Source organism: Oribacterium sp. P9, from assembly GCF_046365365.1.
Taxonomy (GTDB): domain Bacteria; phylum Bacillota; class Clostridia; order Lachnospirales; family Lachnospiraceae; genus Oribacterium.
In genome coordinates, this window is record NZ_JBKEIS010000001.1 from 475,542 (window position 1) to 491,797 (window position 16,256).

Genomic DNA, 16,256 nt, shown 5'->3' on the forward strand with positions numbered 1-16,256 from the left:
GCATCGTAAATGAGGGGTGCTTCCGTGGATGCGTTTATGCGTCGGGGGCGTTTTATAGAGGAGAAGTGATTATGAGTAATCTGGTACCAAAGAATAACACGCAGGGTGAGAAGGTCGTTCTGGCTTATTCCGGTGGTCTCGATACGACCTGTATCGTGCCGTGGCTGAAGGAGACCTTCGGCTATGAGGTGATCTGCTGCTGTGTCGATGTAGGGCAGGGCAACGAGCTGGATGGTCTGGCAGAGCGTGCGAAGATCTCGGGTGCGTCGAAGCTGTACATCGAGGATATCACTGACGACTTCTGCGACAACTATGTGCTTCCGTGTCTCGAGGCCAATGCGACCTACGAGAACAAGTACCTGCTCGGTACCTCGATGGCGCGTCCAGCGATCGCGAAGAAGCTGGTCGAGATCGCACGGAAGGAGGGCGCGAAGGCGATCTGCCATGGTGCAACCGGTAAGGGAAATGATCAGATTCGTTTCGAGCTGGCCATCAAGGCACTGGCCCCGGATCTTGATATCATCGCTCCGTGGCGTATGACGGATATCTGGACCTTCCAGTCCCGTGAGGATGAGTACAACTACATCAAGTCGAAGGGCATCCCGCTCACCTTCTCCGAGGATAATTCCTACAGCCGTGACCGGAACCTCGTGCATATCTCGCATGAGGGCCTCGAGCTGGAGGATCCGTCTCAGGAGCCGAACTACGATCATATGCTGATGCTGTCGGTGACACCGGAGAAGGCACCGGATCATGATACGGATGTCGAGATCAAGTGGGAGAACGGTGTTCCGGTCGAGCTGAATGGACAGAAGATGACCGTGAAGGAGATCATCCTCGAGCTCAACAAGCTCGGTGGTGAGAACGGGATCGGTATCATCGACATCGTCGAGAACCGTGTCGTCGGCATGAAGAGCCGTGGCGTCTATGAGACCCCGGGTCTTACGATCCTCATGGAGGCACACAAGCAGATCGAGGAGCTGATCCTCGACCGTCAGACCATGGAGTTCAAGAACATGGTGGATGTGAAGTTCTCGCAGGTCGTCTACGAGGGCAAGTGGTTCGATCCGCTTCGTGAGGCACTCGAGGCCTTCGTCCAGAGCACTCAGAAGTATGTGACTGGTACGACGAAGATGAAGCTGTACAAGGGCAACATCATCAAGGCCGGCACGACCTCACCGTACTCACTCTACAACGAGTCACTGGCGTCCTTCACGACGGGCAGCATGTATGATCACCACGATGCCTCCGGCTTCATCACCCTCTTCGGTCTTCCAGAGAAGGTACGTGCGATGAAGCTGCTCGAGGTACAGAATCTTACAAATAACAAGTAATCATCCATTCGGTGGACAGGTGAGGATGAGATTCCGGAAGCATTGACCTGATGACGGAAGGACATCCACCACCTGTCCGCGCAGGATATCGATGGATATAAAACAGATATGAAAAGGGAGTAGTCATGGGAATGATAGCAGTCAAGGGTGGCATCTGTGCTGCCGAGGGGTTTATGGCAGCGGCGACCGCTGCGAAGATCAAGTCGAAGCGTCGGGATGATATGGCGATGATTTTTTCCGAGAAGCCATGCGTCGTGGCCGGTACCTTCACGAGCAACGTGGTGAAGGCGGCACCGGTCCTCTGGGATCGTGAACTGGTCGACAGTGGCCGTCCGGTCCATGCCGCCGTCATCAACTCTGGTATCGCCAATGCCTGCACCGGTCAGATGGGACTGGATATCTGCAAGGAGGAGGCCGACGCGACCGCGGAGGCCTTCGGTCAGGTGATTTCTGCGGATTCCGTGCTGCTGGCATCCACCGGTATCATCGGTCTGCAGCTTCCGATCGAAAAGATGAAGAATGCGATTTCCGAGATGGTACCGAAGCTCGAGGCGAGCGAGGCAGCCGCTACCGCAGCCAGCAAGGCCATCATGACGACCGATACGACGAATAAGGAGTTCGCACTCGAATTCACGATCGGCGGGAAGAAGGTCCACCTCGGCGGTATGACGAAGGGCTCCGGCATGATCCATCCGCAGATGTGCACGATGATCTGCTTCCTGACGACCGATCTCTCGATCACGAAGGAGCTGCTGCAGAAGGCCCTCAGCGAGAACGTCGTTGATACCTTCAACATGATCTCCGTCGATGGCGATACCTCGACGAATGATACCTGCGTGATCCTCGCAAACGGTGCTGCGGAGAATCCGATCATCGATACGGAGGGCGAGGACTATGAGACCTTCAAGACCGCGCTCCTCCAGGTGTCGAAGACCCTGGCACGTGAGATGGCGGCCGATGGGGAGGGTGCATCCCACCTCTTCACGGTTCATGTCACCCAGGCAAAGGACAAGCAGGAGGCCCGGACAATCGCACGTTCTGTCGTTTCCTCGACGCTCACGAAGGCGGCGATCTATGGTCGCGACGCGAACTGGGGCCGTGTGCTCTGCGCGATGGGCTACAGTGGCGCGAGCTTCGATCCGAATAAGGTGAACCTGTATTTCGTCAACGACATCGGAAAGATCGAGGTCTTCCACCAGGGTGTACCGGTCGATTTCGATGAGGATTACGCATCCGAGATCCTCGGCTACCAGGAGGTCACCGCGCTCATCGAGATGCACGAGGGCACAGAGGAGGCCACGGCCTGGGGCTGTGACCTCACCCACGAGTACGTAAACATCAACGCGGATTATAGGAGCTGACATGGAAATCGAGAACAGGATCATGGATAAGGCGGCGACCCTTGTCGAGGCACTGCCATATATTCAGAAATTTCAGGATAAGGTCGTCGTCGTAAAGTACGGCGGATCCGCGATGACGGATGAGAATCTGAAGAAGCATGTCATGCAGGATGTGGCGATCCTGAAACTGGTCGGCCTGAAGCCGATCATCGTTCATGGCGGCGGCAAGGAAATCTCGAAGTGGATCAGCAGGGTCGGCATGGAGCCGCACTTCGTGAACGGACTCCGCGTGACGGATGAGGATACCATGGAGATCGCCGAGATGGTGCTGAACAAGGTCAACAAGTCCCTGGTGCAGCTCATCAACAACCTCGGTGGCAAGGCCGTCGGTATCTCCGGTAAGGATGGAAATCTCCTGAAGTGCGTGAAGAAGTACTCAAAGGGAGAGGATATCGGCTTCGTCGGCGACATCGTCGGTGTGGATACCACCATCATCGATGATCTTCTGAGCGACGGCTTCATCCCGGTGATCTGTCCGATCGGTTTCGATGAGCGTGGCCAGAGCTACAACATCAACGCGGATGACGCGGCCTGCGCGATCGCGGCAGCGATGCACGCCGAAAAGCTCGCCTTCCTTACGGATGTCGAGGGTGTATATAAGGATTTCAACGATAAGAGCTCCCTCATCACGACGCTTTCCATCGAGCAGGCACAGGAGATGATGGATGCCGGTGAGCTGGTCGGCGGCATGCTGCCGAAGATCCAGAACTGTATCGATGCGATGAAGAAGGGTGTAAACCGTGTGCATATCCTCGACGGACGTGTGCCGCACTGTCTGCTCCTCGAGATATTCACGAACCAGGGCATCGGCACGATGATCGAGAAGTCGATCGACGCGTGGTTCTGAAAATTTCAGGGAAGAGGTGCTGCGCATCGTGGCGGAAGTGCCCGTGCGGGCGGGTGCTGTGAGAGTGCATTGGCCGAAACATGCGGCGGATAGACAGATGAGGGGTGAAAGAAATGAAATTTATGGATGATTCCATCGTGAAGGGAAATATCGTGAATGACCGCCTCGTAGCGGAAGGCGAGCAGGTACTGTATAAGACCTACAATCGTTTTCCGGTGGCGTTCGATCACGCAAAGGGTGTCGAGCTCTACGATGCGGGCGGACATGCGTACCTCGATTTCGGTGCGGGCATCGCGGTGGCAGGGCTCGGCTATGGCAACACGCTGGTGGACCAGGCGATGAAGGAGCAGATCGACCGGGGGCTGCTGCACACGTCGAATCTCTTCTACAATGAGCCGTCCATCGAGGCGGCGGAGAAGCTGCTTGCGGCGAGCGGAATGGACCGTGTGTTCTTCACGAACTCCGGTACCGAGGCGATCGAGGGCGCGCTGAAGATCGCGCGTCGCTACCACTATAATAAGGGCCGGGCCGGCTGCGAGATCATCGCGATGCAGGGCTCCTTCCACGGTCGTTCCATGGGCGCGCTCAGCGTGACCGGCAAGGATCACTACCGTGCGCCGTTTGAGCCGCTGATCGGAGGTGTGCGCTTCGCAACCTTCAACGATCTCGATTCCGTAAAGGCGCAGATCAATGAAAACACCGGTGCGATCATCATGGAGACGATCCAGGGTGAGGGCGGTATCTATCCGGCGACGGAGGACTTTCTCCGGGGCGTACGGCAGCTCTGCGATGAGCATGATCTGCTGCTGATCCTCGATGAGATCCAGTGTGGCATGGGCCGCTCCGGCGCCATGTTTGCATGGCAGGCCTACGGCGTGAAGCCGGATGTCCTGACGGTGGCGAAGGCCCTCGGAAACGGCGTGCCGATCGGTGCCTTCCTCGCCTGTGGCGAGGCTGCGCATGCGATGCAGCCGGGTGACCACGGCTCCACCTACGGTGGAAATCCGTTTGTCTGCGCCGCGGCATCCGCAGTGCTGGATGTCTTCAAGGAAGCAGATATCCCGGGCCACGCGAAGGCACAGGGTGCGTACCTCTGGAAGGCCCTCGATGAAGTGAAGGCCGCTTTCCCGGAGATGGTGAAGGATCACCGTGGCATGGGCCTGATTCAGGGCCTCGAGTTCTCCCCATCCGTACCGGCTGGGGAGATCGTCCGGAAGATGCTGCTCGAGCAGCAGGTCATCCTGATCGCGGCGGAGCACAACACGATTCGTTTCGTGCCGCCACTCGTCATCGAGCATGAGCACATCGACGCGATGAAGGAAAAACTGGAAGCCGTGCTGGCAGAGCTGGCATGAGGCATCGACGATCGAAATGGCATATCGAAGAAGATAGGAATAGAAAGCCCCGGCGGAGCAGTCCGCCGGGGTTTATTTTTGGTATTGCAGGCATGAATTCGGTTCGAATCATGCAACGTGTCTACGGAAATCGTGTCCTGTATAGCATCAGGAGAGGTATTCATCTGCGCTGTCGTCGATCGGTGCGAGCTTCATCTGAAGCTTCGCGGCCTGGACGAGGTGCTTCGCAAGGACAGCAGTAGTGACGGTGCCGACACCACCTGGTACCGGGGTAGCGGCTCCGGCCTTCAGGATGATCTGATCCCAGTCACAGTCGCCGCAGAGATTGCCGGCCTCGTCGACATTGATACCGACGTCGATGACGGTTGCATCCTCCTTCACATAGCCGCTGCTGATGAACTTCGCCTTACCGATGGCCGCTACCAGAATATCCGCACGGCTGGCCACGGCCTTCAGGTCTTCGGTCTTACTGTGGCAGACGGTCACAGTCGCATTCTCCTGGAGCAGCAGCATGCTGAGCGGCTTCCCGACCACCATGGAGCGGCCGATGATGCAGACCTCCTTGCCGGCCATCTCAATCTGATGGCCCTTCAGGATCTCCACGACGGCCTGGGCCGTACATGGTGCGAAGGCATCCGCATCGCCACGCATGACGCCGGCGACGTTTGTGTCGGTGATACCGTCGAGATCCTTCAGCGGATTCATCTTGCGAAGCATCGCTGCCTCGTCGATCTGCTTCGGGAGCGGACGCATCACGAGAATGCCGTGGATCTCCGGATCCTGGTTGATGAAGTCGAAGACCTGCTGAAACTCTTCGTTCGATACGTTTTCCGGAAGCTCATAGTCCTTCGCCTCCAGGCCGAAATCCATGAAGCGCTTCTTGATGCTGCGCTCATAGCTGAGATCGGCCTCCTTGTGGCCGACACGTAGAATCGCCAGCGCCGGCAGGATGCCGTTGTACTGTCCGACGAAGTCCAGGCACTCGCCCTTGATCTGATCTGCGATGATTTTTCCTCTTAATTCCTGCATATATTCACACTTTCTCTCGTTTTATCTGTTTGATTTTCTTCTATAGAGTAGCTCGGGACTTCTACGCGGGGCATGCAGCTGTCTGCTATGAAACAGCCTGCAGGGCTCCGGGCCATCTCTCTTACGAGAAGTCCACCTTGTTCCGGTCGATGCGGTCCAGCTCCGGATCGTACTGCGGCTTCACCTTATCCTCGACCGCCTCGTAGATCAGACGACTCTTCGCGCGACCATCCATGAGCAGCTTTCGGGCGTATTCATTGAGCTCGATCATACGGTTCTGATTCTTCATCATCTTCGTGTTGATGTAGACATTCATCACCGCGCCCTCGAGGGCGGTGCCGAGATAAGCAGCGGCCACACCGACGTCACTCTGCATGAGATTCGAGCCATGCGCCTCCAGCTCGCCGAGATAGTCGAGCGCTTCACAGACCCGCTCCATCACCTTGATCGGTGTCATGGATGCGGTGCTCAGGCAGGTTTCCAGGGTCGTCTCCTTGAAGTCCTTCTCCTCCGGCGTACTGTCCGGGAGGCCATAGGCCTGACTGAGCGGCAGGAACACCTTCTCATCCTCGTCGGAGAGCGCCAGGAAGGCCTCACGCAGCTTCGCGAGCCGCGCCTCGATGTCCCGGATGCGCGGCTCAACCTCCGCATATGTTTTCTTCCCGATGGTGAATGCACAGACCATCATGCCGAGGCTTACACCATAGGCACCGGCCAGCGCACTCGCGCCTCCACCGCCCGGCACGGATTCCCGCGCACCTAATCGCTCCAGATATGTCCGAATCGTCGTCTCCCCTGATGTCATCGTATGTTCCTTCTTTCTCGTGATTCTTCGATGTCATAATACTCGATTTTTTCGCAAAAGAAAACCCTGTGATTCAGCAAGGGGCCCCGGCTTGATTTTACACGATCTCTCCGTATGGCATATGTTGCCGCCCGTCGGGCCCTTGCTGAGCGTCCTGTCCCGTGCTATAATGACGAAGTTTAATAAAAGTACACGGGGGTGTCGGTCAGAACCGGCTGAGATAGGAACTGTGCGTTCCGGACCCTGGAAACCTGATTTGGATCATGCCAACGTAGGGAGATGGGCTTTTTGCACGCGTATTCCAGGCTGTCCGATCGGGCAGCCTTTTTTGTTTGTGATTTGAAAGAAACACAATTATGAATAGAGATTTACTTCGATTATATGCGATCACCGATCGGCACTGCCTGAAGCAGTCTTCGACCTCCGAAACAGAGGCACTGACCATGGCTGTCGAGCAGGCGATCCTCGGTGGTGCGACCATGGTGCAGTTCCGTGAAAAGGAACTTACGGGCGCGCGGCTCGAGCAGGACGCGCGGGCCGTACAGGCGGTCTGCCGGAAGCATGGGGTACCGTTCATCATGAACAACGATGTCGACCTCGCGCAGAAGCTGGACGCCGACGGCGTGCATGTCGGGCAGAGTGATCTGCCGGCGGCGGAAGCCCGTCGTCGCCTCGGTCCGGCGAAGATCATCGGCGTAACCGCGCGGACGGTGGCGGAGGCGCAGGCAGCGGAAGCGGCCGGCGCGGATTACCTCGGCTCCGGCGCGGTGTTCGGCACGAGCACGAAGCTCGATGCGAAGACGATGCCGCTCGAGACCTTCCGGGCCATCACAGCGTCGGTTCAGATTCCGGTCGTGGCCATCGGCGGGATCAGTGCGGCCAATGCAGGCGCCCTGAAAGCCCATGGCGCTGCGGGACTCGCCGTCGTCAGCAGTCTCTTCGGTGCAGCGGACATCACAGAAGCGGCGCGGACGCTGCGGGCGATCGCAGATGACATCGTCACCGACCGGTGACGAGGCGTCCGACAGAAGAGCAGCGGTTTCGCTTTCTGACTGGAAGAATGTCTGATCTCTGCATGGACAGTGGCAGACGTTCCGACGGACACTTTTAACGGTTTGACCGCGCTAAGCGTTCAAATACATCACAGCGGCAGGTTGGGGGCACCACCTCAGGTCGCTATACAAAATTAATGCGTGTGGAGGAGTACTATGTATACAGCATTAACAATCGCAGGAAGTGACTCCTGTGGAGGCGCCGGCATCCAGGCAGATATCAAGACAATGCTCGCAAATCATGTGTATGCGATGAGCGCGATTACGGCATTGACTGCCCAGAATACGACCGGTGTAAAGAGTATCATGGAGTCGACGCCTGATTTCCTGAAGGATCAGCTCGATATGATTTTTACGGATATCTATCCGGATGCAGTGAAAACGGGAATGGTTTCCTCTGGTAGCCTCATCGAGGTAATCGCAGAAAGACTCACATTCTACAAGGCCAGAAACATCGTGGTGGACCCGGTGATGATCGCCACCAGCGGGGCGAAGCTGATCAGTGACGACGCGGTCGATACACTGAAGTCGAAGCTGCTGCCGCTTGCGACGGTGATCACACCGAACATTCCGGAGAGTGAGGTGCTGTCCGGGATGACGATTCGCAGTTCCGCGGATATGGTGGAAGCGGCGAAGCGGATCCACGCAGCGTTCGGCTGTGCCGTGCTTACGAAGGGCGGCCACAGCCTGGACGATGCGAATGATGTGCTCGTGCATGGAGAGCAGGTGACCTGGTTCCACGGCAGACGAATCGAGAATTCGAACACGCACGGAACCGGTTGCACGCTGTCCTCAGCGATCGCGTCGAATCTGGCCAAGGGATATGATCTCGAAACATCCGTACAGTACGCGAAGAACTATATCTCCGGCGCACTGAATGCGATGCTGGATCTCGGAAAGGGCAGCGGTCCGATGGACCACGGCTTCAGGATCCAGGGCGATTATTCGGCATCTGTCTGAGCCGCTGACCCGCGAAGCAGCAAAACGACCTCGGTGGAGGTCCGGCTGCAGGCGGTCAGATCTCAGGCAGTTAAGAACACGGCCTCGTAAGGCGGTGAGGTGAACCTTCCTTCGGCGATGCTTAGATTGTAAAAGGAGATTCATGATGCGTAACGAAAATTCTGCTGCGGCAAGCGTAGCAACCACAAGTGTAAACACGAAGAAGCTGGCCCTCGCGGCTGTATTTGCCGCCATCGCGGTGGTTGGCTCGACCTTTTCTGTGCCGGTTTTCGGCTCGAAGTGTGCGCCGGTACAGCACCTCGTCAATGTGCTGTGCGCGGTATTTCTCGGCCCGGCCTACGGCGTGGCAGCGGCGTTCATCGCCAGTGTCATCCGAAATCTGATGGGCCTCGGCTCGTTGCTTGCGTTCCCGGGCTCCATGTGCGGTGCCTTCCTGTCTGGCTATCTTTATAAGAAGCTTCGGAAGCTTCCGGCAGCCTATGTCGGCGAGATCTTCGGCACCGGCATCATCGGTGGCATCCTGTCCTACCCGATCGCAGCCTTCATCATGGGCAACACGAAGGCGGCCGTCTTCACCTTCGTCGTTCCGTTCCTGGTGAGCACCTGCGGCGGTACCCTGATCGCGGTGATCATCACCGTAGCGCTGAGCCAGACCGGCTTCCTCGAGCGTGCGAAGGAAATGCTGAAGTGAGCGTGCCATGGACACCCGTCGTGCGGCCCTTTCCGGGCGGCGCCGGATGGAGACATTGGCCTCGGAAGCAGTACGGCGGATGACGGAAAAGCCGGCAGGCCGAGTGACAGGCAGGAGCCGGCGGGAGTGAGGAGCCACGAATGATCGACGAAAACTTCAGAAATCAGATATATACATGGATGGACGCGATTCAGCGCACCGCGCCCCTCGTGCACTCCATCACGAATTATGTGACGGTCAACGACTGCGCGAACGTCCTGCTTGCGATCGGTGCGCGCCCGGTCATGTCGCATGATCCGCGGGAGGCGGCGGAAATCACCCGTGGCAGTCAGGCGCTGGAGCTGAACCTCGGTGCCACAGAATACCTCGACGCGATGTTCCTGAGCGGACAGGCGGCGCGGGAAAAGGGCATCCCGCGGGTCATCGATCCCGTGGGGATCTCCGGCTCGACCTTCCGACGCGAAGCGCTCCACCGTATGCTCTCTGAGCTGCAGCCGACGGCTATCCGCGGAAACTACTCGGAGATCCACGCACTCCTCGCCGGTACAGACACCGGCACGGGCGTGGATGCGGTCGTTGATGCAGCGCATCCGGCACTTTCCAGGGACGCACTGGCACAGGGGATGCAGAACTACCTCCGTACGCTTGCGTTTCCGATGATCCTCGTGGCATCCGGCCGGGAGGACATCGTCGCTTCACGGGATGCACTCTGCTTCGTGAGGAATGGCAGTCCGCGCATGTCGCGCGTGACCGGCACCGGCTGCATGGCGACCGAGCTGCTCGCTGCCTTCCTGGCGGTGGCATCTGGCGAGGCGGCCTTCCACGCAGCGGTAGTCGCTACCGCATTTATGGGCATCGCCGGTGAAATCGCAGAGGAGACGGCCCCACGCGGCAGTGGAAGCTACCACATCGCACTCATCGACGCACTGTCGACCATGACCGCAGAGGATATTGCTGGCAGGATTTCAGTCGGAGAAGCCTGATCTGGCCCCGAGTGATAAAGAAAAAACTCGCCTTCGGGCGAGTTTTTTTGTGACGGAATGCATATCTGAGATTTATTAAAAGCATGGACAGGCGCCGATTTTTGATGGCTTCTTGTATTTCTTCGGCGGTTCGTGTAGAATCAGTGTATCTGACAAATAGGTGTCGATCACGGGCAGATTTCTTCTGTCCGGTTCTCAAAATTTAAAACTTCATAATGCACGCATGGCATCACCATGCGTGCAGAAGCTGCGTCTTCGGCTGGATAAAACTGCAAAGAAAAAAGAGCGCCGCGGTATGCGACACTCTTTATCGTGGACTATATATACGGCGTAAAGGCCTTGGATAGAACAGCACATCCGTCGGCCGGTCGATCCGTACTTTGTACGGTGTAAAGGTCTTTAAAGATATCCCGCAGAGGCATTTCTACGCTGCATGAAGTCGGGTGAACCGATGGTGGATAAGCAGAACAGGATATCGTGTCACTGCAGTGCACTGCGCTTCGTGCGCTGGATGGCAGTGGACATCGCCGGGATCGAAAGGATGATCAGGGTGATGACCGCCTCTGCACCGATGTAGATGAGATTATAGACCGCAGAGTAGGCTGCCGGATTCCAGCCCTCCCAGGCATACTCACCGAAGAATACCCAGCCGCTCAGAAAGGCGAAGACGTATCTTCCGATGCAGGCAGCGATGTAGCCGAGGCGAAGACCGTTCTTATGGCTTGCGAAGAAACCGGAAATACCGAATGCACCGAAGGCGAACACATAATCGAGGATCGCCTGTACCGGTGTCAGTACGTATGGGTCAATGATGAACTGCAGGATACCATAGGCTACACCCGCCGCGATGCCGATCGCCGGACCGAAAAAGAAGCCAGGCAGCATCGCGAAGAGCATCGAGCACAGGGTGATGGAGCCACCGGTCGGGAACTCAAACACCTTGATCATCGAGGTGACCGTCGCAAGTGCGATGCATACCGCACAGTAAACCAGAACCTTGACATTTTTTGACATAAAAAAACCTCCTTTGAATCGCACGGATCATCCGTGACTTGGCCAGGAGGGGCAGAATATAGACAGCAGAAAAATGCTGTCATGCTTCCCTACGCAGGTACTGACCTGATCAGGTGAGAAGGGTTGGTTCTATGAAGAATCCTCTCAGCATAAGCGCCCCTAGCAATCAAGCACCATTATAAAACAGAGGAAAGTCATGTCAATAGCGGATATGCACGATCAAACGACGAAGATGTAGAAGTTTGTAACAGTTCCGGCAGGGGGCCGGAGGGACGGCAACATGAAGATTTCGGCAACATTGCCCAGACAGTGGGATTAACGAAAGGACGTTGTGGGAGGAGGACAGCGTGTCTTTGAAATGTGGAAAACAGAAAGGAACAGAGATGGGAAATTATCCGCTGACTGCGAAAGAGCAGCATAAACGAAAAGAAAAACTGGCAAAAATCCGCCAGACCGTGATGATCATCCTTATGGCAATCGCCGGCCTCTATTATATGACCGTTGAGCGTGGCCAGGTGACGAATGCAGCGATCATGACGAACGTGGACGAATCAACAGTGAAAACAAATAGAAATCAAGATAAAGAAGTACAGGAAACGAAGTTCAAAATCGAGAGCTATCTACAGCCGGAGACGACAGACGATGAAACATGCCAGACCATCCTACAGGAAATTGAAACGCCGATGGAAAGCCAGGTGGAATCGACAGAAAAAACTTTGCCTGATGCAAACCAGATCACGCAGATCATACCGAGCACTGCTGTGAACGTAACAGATGCTTCGATGATGGTAACGCAGACGGAATCGGCCGCTGATCCAACGGTGGTGCCGGTTGAAGACAAACGCGTGAACCTGAACACCGCCACTCTGGAAGAACTCGACGCACTCCCCGGCGTCGGCCCCTCCACTGCCAAAAACATCATCGCTTACCGCGAAACCCACGGCGGTTTCGCCGCTCCGGAAGAAATCATGAACGTGAAACGGATCGGCGAGAAGACCTTTGATAAGCTGAAGGCACATATTACTGTTTAAAATCATATAAAACTGCTACAATCGAGATAAGTTGACAGGATGCATAAAATATGTTTTTACATTGGTTTTATGCATGTTTTGTGGTATCATGTTCCCATAGTTTAGTCTTAATTCTCGGATTATGCCCGGGTGCAGTACATACGGAGGTTCTATATGGAACAGAATGAAGAGAGAGCAACACATGTTGTATATGAGAAGGATGAGCATGGTCAGATCGTCATCGCGGATGAGGTCGTCGCGATCATCGCAGGCATCGCAGCGACCGAGGTAAAGGGTGTCGATTCCATGTATGGCGGCTGGTCCGGCGAGATCATCTCCAGAATGGGTATCCGCGACCTCAGTAAGGGTGTAAGCATCAGCATCGAGGATGGGCACGTTTCCGTGAAGCTGAGCCTGAACGTAAGGTACGGTTACTCCATCCCGGATGTATCGAGAAACGTACAGGATAAGGTCGCTTCGGCCATCGAGTCCATGACCGGTCTCAGTGTGCTGGATGTCAACATCCGCATCGCCGGTGTGGTCAATGCTGAGAACGAGTGAGTTGAAATAAAGTATAGGTAAGGAAATCATGAATAAACGAGAAGAAAGAGATCATAAGTTTAAGCTCCTGTTCTGCACACAGTTCTACCCTGGGCAGGAGATTCCGGAGCAGCTCGCACGCTATTTCGAGTCCCCGGATTACGAGGATGGCGATGGCGTCGTGCACATCGAGAATCTGAGCGAGGAGGACCAGCAGCGTCTGGAGGCGGAGGTGGAGAAGATCACCGCGAAGCTCCCGGAGCTGGATGCGCGTATCGATTCCGCTGCCGAGGGCTGGAAGACCGATCGTATGACGAAGACCGACCTGACGGCGATTCGTCTCGCACTTTATGAGATCGAGTATGACGAGACGGTCCCGGACAGGGTAGCCATCAACGAGGCGGTCGAGCTCGCGAAGAAGTATGGTGGCGACGAGTCCGGCTCCTTCGTCAATGGTGTCCTGGCACGTCTTGTGAACAGCGACCGCGTATCGACGCGAAGCGTGAAGGCACCACGTAAGCAGCAGGGCGAGCTCACGGAGAAGAAGACTGCCGGTAAGGGCGTTCAGATCATCGTGAACCGCAACAGATAAGAATAAAGGATTCCTATGAATAAAGACAGTCGTGCATATACTGTGTCCCAGGTGAACCGATATATCGCAAACATGTTTTCATCGGATTTCGCACTGAAAAATATCACGATCCAGGGTGAGATTTCAAACCTGAAATACCATCCGACCGGGCATATTTACTTTACACTGAAGGACGCAGCTTCGCAGATCTCCGGTATCATGTTTGCCGGTGACCGTGCGGGGCTTCCGTTTAAATTGGAGAATGGCATGCGCGTACTCTGTACGGGCAGTGCCGGCGTCTATGAGCGTGGCGGCAGCTACCAGATCTACGCGAAGCGCTTCATGGCGGATGGGATCGGAGATCTCTACATCCGTTTCGAGCAGCTGAAAAAGGAGCTCGAGGAGATGGGACTCTTCGATCCGATGTATAAGAAGCCGATCCCGAAGTATGCGCAGCGGATCGGTGTCGTGACCGCGAAAACCGGCGCAGCTGTCCGCGATATCATCCAGATCTCGAAACGACGGAATCCATATGTGGAGATCGTCCTCTACCCGGCACTGGTGCAGGGGGAGGGGGCGGTTCCGTCTATCGTACATGGGATACGGACACTGGACCAGCTGGGCCTCGACGTGCTGATCGTCGGACGTGGCGGTGGCTCCATCGAGGACCTGTGGGCGTTTAACGAAGAGCCCGTGGCCCGGGCGATCTTCGAGGCGGATACCCCGATCATCAGCGCGGTCGGCCATGAAACGGATACGACCATCGCAGATTATGTCGCGGATCTCCGTGCACCGACCCCGAGTGCAGGCGCGGAGCTTGCGGTCTTCGACTATCAGAAGCTGATGGAGGAGATGGCAGGCTGGCATGCGACCCTTGGGAGCGTGATGAACGAGCGCATACAGGATGAGCGTCAGCGGCTCGCGATGGAGAAGCTGCGGCTCAACCAGTTGAGCCCTGGCAGCATCCTGAAGGAGTACCAGAAGCGGAGCCTTCAGTACGAGACGCAGCTCCGCGATGCGATGCGGGAGAAGCTGCAGGACGCGAAGGACCGTGCACGCCGCTATGACGGCTTACGCACAGAGATGAAGACACAGCTGCAGCAGGCGAAGGACCGGCTGGCGGGCTACAGCGGCCTCCGGGAGCAGATGCTTCAGCGACTGCACGACGCGAAGGAGCAGCTGCACCGCTACGATGCGCTGCCGATGTGGATGACGCAGACACTGGACCGCGCCCGTCATGGGCTTGCGCTCCGGACCGAAAAGCTCGAGGCCGTGAGTCCGCTTCGGAAGCTGAGCAGTGGCTACGGCTATGTGCAGGATGCCGAGGGACATCGCGTGGACTCGGTCGGAAAGCTGGCGATCGGTGAGCTGATTACGACGCAGCTTCAGGACGGAAGCTTCCGGAGTCGGGTGGAGCAGATCACGACGACGAAGTAAATTCGGAAAGGATAGTTATGCCGGTGAAAAAGAGTGCGGCAGCCGCCGCAGAAAAAGAAAAGGAACAGAAGCCTCTCCAGGAGGTGTTTGCAGAGCTTGACGAGCTCGTCGAGAAGATGAGCCGTGAGGAGAGTCTCGAGAAGACCTTTGATATGTATCAGAAGGGTGTGACGCTTCTCCGGAGTGCAAATGACAGTATCGATCGAATCGAAAAACAGGTAAAGGTGCTGGATGATGAAGGATTTCTCTCTTGAACTGAAAACTACAGTCGCGGAGGTCGACGCGATCGTCCTCGCGCAGCTCCCGAAGGTAGAGGGACAGCAGAAAACCGTGCTGGAGGCGATGCAGTATTCCGTGGCCGCCGGCGGAAAGCGGATCCGCCCGATCCTCGTGCAGAAGTGCTATGCGCTCTATAAGAACCGGAAGGGCGCTGACTGGGACCGCTTTATGCAGCCGATCGTTGAGGCCTTCATGGGTGCGATCGAGATGATCCATACCTTCTCGCTCTGCCATGATGACCTTCCGTGTATGGACGGGGACCAGTATCGTCGCGGTCAGAAATCGACCTGGTATAGGTTCGGCGAGGACATGGGCACCCTTGCAGGGGATGCACTCTCCCTCTATGCTTTTCAGCGGGTGACGGAGGTGTATCTCCGCCAGCTTTCCCGTGCGGCCGTGACCGGTGACATAGACAGTCCAGATGAATCATCGAAGTTTGCCAACGCCGTACTGAAGGCGACGGCTATCCTCGCCGGAAAGTCCGGTGTCGATGGCATGCTCGGCGGTCAGACCGTCGACGTCGAGATGACCGGAAAGCCGCTCAGTGAGCCGCAGCTTCAGTTTGTGTATGAGCTGAAGACCGGGGCACTGCTTGAGGCCTCCATGATGATGGGTGCGGTTCTCGGAGATGCATCGCAGATGGAGCTTCGGCGGCTTGAAGGCATCGCCCGCAGCATCGGTGTGGCCTTTCAGATCGAGGATGATATCCTCGACGAGACGAGCACACAGGAGGTGCTGGGGAAGCCGATCCACTCGGACGAGGAAAACAACAAGACGACCTGGGTGTCGATTCACGGACTCGAGGCGGCCCAGGCCGAGGTGCAGCGTCTCTCGGAGGAAGCCATCGAGGGACTGAAGAGCCTTTTGGAGGTCGATGAAGACGCCCGTCAGTTCCTCATCGCACTCACCGAAGAGCTGATTCATCGGAAAAAGTAAAAAGGAGAATGCG

General features: G+C 56.5%; 17 protein-coding genes and 2 riboswitches. Of the genes, 14 read left to right on the plus strand and 3 right to left on the minus strand.

What is annotated here, in order from left to right:
• Positions 1 to 71: 71 nt before the first annotated feature.
• From ACK8P7_RS01980 to ACK8P7_RS01995, 4 genes are all read left to right on the plus strand, one after another.
• Positions 72 to 1,334 carry an argininosuccinate synthase gene (locus ACK8P7_RS01980; RefSeq protein ID WP_410042542.1) on the plus strand — a complete coding sequence of 421 codons (1,263 nt, stop codon included), beginning with the start codon at positions 72 to 74 and terminating at the stop codon, positions 1,332 to 1,334.
• Between the two features lie 131 nt (positions 1,335 to 1,465).
• The gene (gene argJ, locus ACK8P7_RS01985; RefSeq protein ID WP_410042604.1) at positions 1,466 to 2,695 is read left to right on the plus strand and encodes a bifunctional glutamate N-acetyltransferase/amino-acid acetyltransferase ArgJ; all 1,230 of its coding nucleotides are present in this window, start codon (positions 1,466 to 1,468) and stop codon (positions 2,693 to 2,695) included.
• A 1-nt stretch (position 2,696) separates the two neighbouring features.
• Positions 2,697 to 3,581, plus strand: a complete 885-nt coding sequence (argB, locus tag ACK8P7_RS01990) for an acetylglutamate kinase (protein WP_410042543.1) — start codon at positions 2,697 to 2,699, stop codon at positions 3,579 to 3,581.
• Positions 3,582 to 3,730: 149 nt separating this feature from the next.
• Positions 3,731 to 4,936, plus strand: a complete 1,206-nt coding sequence (locus ACK8P7_RS01995) for an aspartate aminotransferase family protein (protein WP_410042605.1) — start codon at positions 3,731 to 3,733, stop codon at positions 4,934 to 4,936.
• Positions 4,937 to 5,083: 147 nt separating this feature from the next.
• Here ACK8P7_RS01995 and ACK8P7_RS02000 read toward each other — a convergent pair whose 3' ends face one another.
• Positions 5,084 to 5,965, minus strand: coding sequence for a bifunctional 5,10-methylenetetrahydrofolate dehydrogenase/5,10-methenyltetrahydrofolate cyclohydrolase (locus ACK8P7_RS02000; protein ID WP_410042544.1), 882 nt, complete (start codon positions 5,963 to 5,965; stop codon positions 5,084 to 5,086).
• Positions 5,966 to 6,086: 121 nt separating this feature from the next.
• The gene (locus ACK8P7_RS02005) at positions 6,087 to 6,770 is read right to left on the minus strand and encodes a cyclodeaminase/cyclohydrolase family protein (protein WP_410042545.1); all 684 of its coding nucleotides are present in this window, start codon (positions 6,768 to 6,770) and stop codon (positions 6,087 to 6,089) included.
• A gap of 184 nt (positions 6,771 to 6,954) precedes the next feature.
• Positions 6,955 to 7,066, plus strand: a riboswitch (TPP riboswitch).
• A gap of 60 nt (positions 7,067 to 7,126) precedes the next feature.
• Between ACK8P7_RS02005 and thiE the strand changes: the two genes are divergently transcribed.
• From thiE to thiM, 4 genes are all read left to right on the plus strand, one after another.
• On the plus strand, positions 7,127 to 7,783 hold the full coding sequence (thiE, locus tag ACK8P7_RS02010; RefSeq protein WP_410042546.1) for a thiamine phosphate synthase: 657 nt from the start codon (positions 7,127 to 7,129) through the stop codon (positions 7,781 to 7,783).
• 195 nt (positions 7,784 to 7,978) lie between these two features.
• A complete protein-coding gene (gene thiD, locus ACK8P7_RS02015) occupies positions 7,979 to 8,782 on the plus strand; it encodes a bifunctional hydroxymethylpyrimidine kinase/phosphomethylpyrimidine kinase (RefSeq protein WP_410042547.1) in 804 nt (267 codons plus the stop codon).
• Between the two features lie 145 nt (positions 8,783 to 8,927).
• Positions 8,928 to 9,473 carry an energy coupling factor transporter S component ThiW gene (gene thiW / locus ACK8P7_RS02020; RefSeq protein WP_410042548.1) on the plus strand — a complete coding sequence of 182 codons (546 nt, stop codon included), beginning with the start codon at positions 8,928 to 8,930 and terminating at the stop codon, positions 9,471 to 9,473.
• A gap of 140 nt (positions 9,474 to 9,613) precedes the next feature.
• Positions 9,614 to 10,456 (plus strand): hydroxyethylthiazole kinase, encoded by an 843-nt coding sequence (thiM, locus tag ACK8P7_RS02025; protein WP_410042549.1) that lies wholly within the window; start codon positions 9,614 to 9,616, stop codon positions 10,454 to 10,456.
• Positions 10,457 to 10,936: 480 nt separating this feature from the next.
• On the opposite strand, the gene thiT is transcribed toward thiM, so the two are convergent.
• Positions 10,937 to 11,470 carry an energy-coupled thiamine transporter ThiT gene (thiT, locus tag ACK8P7_RS02030; RefSeq protein ID WP_410042550.1) on the minus strand — a complete coding sequence of 178 codons (534 nt, stop codon included), beginning with the start codon at positions 11,468 to 11,470 and terminating at the stop codon, positions 10,937 to 10,939.
• A 69-nt stretch (positions 11,471 to 11,539) separates the two neighbouring features.
• Positions 11,540 to 11,641, minus strand: a riboswitch (TPP riboswitch).
• A gap of 212 nt (positions 11,642 to 11,853) precedes the next feature.
• Here thiT and ACK8P7_RS02035 point away from each other — a divergent pair.
• The 6 genes from ACK8P7_RS02035 to ACK8P7_RS02060 all read left to right on the plus strand — a co-directional run bounded on the left by ACK8P7_RS02035 (position 11,854) and on the right by ACK8P7_RS02060 (position 16,243).
• A complete protein-coding gene (locus ACK8P7_RS02035; protein WP_410042551.1) occupies positions 11,854 to 12,501 on the plus strand; it encodes a ComEA family DNA-binding protein in 648 nt (215 codons plus the stop codon).
• Positions 12,502 to 12,654: 153 nt separating this feature from the next.
• Positions 12,655 to 13,041, plus strand: coding sequence for an Asp23/Gls24 family envelope stress response protein (locus ACK8P7_RS02040; RefSeq protein ID WP_410042552.1), 387 nt, complete (start codon positions 12,655 to 12,657; stop codon positions 13,039 to 13,041).
• 28 nt (positions 13,042 to 13,069) lie between these two features.
• Positions 13,070 to 13,612: a transcription antitermination factor NusB gene (nusB, locus tag ACK8P7_RS02045; RefSeq protein ID WP_410042553.1), complete on the plus strand. Its 543-nt coding sequence runs from the start codon at positions 13,070 to 13,072 to the stop codon at positions 13,610 to 13,612.
• A 15-nt stretch (positions 13,613 to 13,627) separates the two neighbouring features.
• Complete coding sequence (gene xseA / locus ACK8P7_RS02050; RefSeq protein WP_410042554.1) at positions 13,628 to 15,028, plus strand: exodeoxyribonuclease VII large subunit; 1,401 nt, start codon at positions 13,628 to 13,630, stop codon at positions 15,026 to 15,028.
• Between the two features lie 17 nt (positions 15,029 to 15,045).
• A complete protein-coding gene (locus ACK8P7_RS02055) occupies positions 15,046 to 15,282 on the plus strand; it encodes an exodeoxyribonuclease VII small subunit (RefSeq protein WP_410042555.1) in 237 nt (78 codons plus the stop codon).
• Complete coding sequence (locus ACK8P7_RS02060) at positions 15,260 to 16,243, plus strand: polyprenyl synthetase family protein (RefSeq protein ID WP_410042556.1); 984 nt, start codon at positions 15,260 to 15,262, stop codon at positions 16,241 to 16,243. Before ACK8P7_RS02055 ends, ACK8P7_RS02060 begins: the two co-directional genes overlap by 23 nt.
• Positions 16,244 to 16,256: the final 13 nt, after the last annotated feature.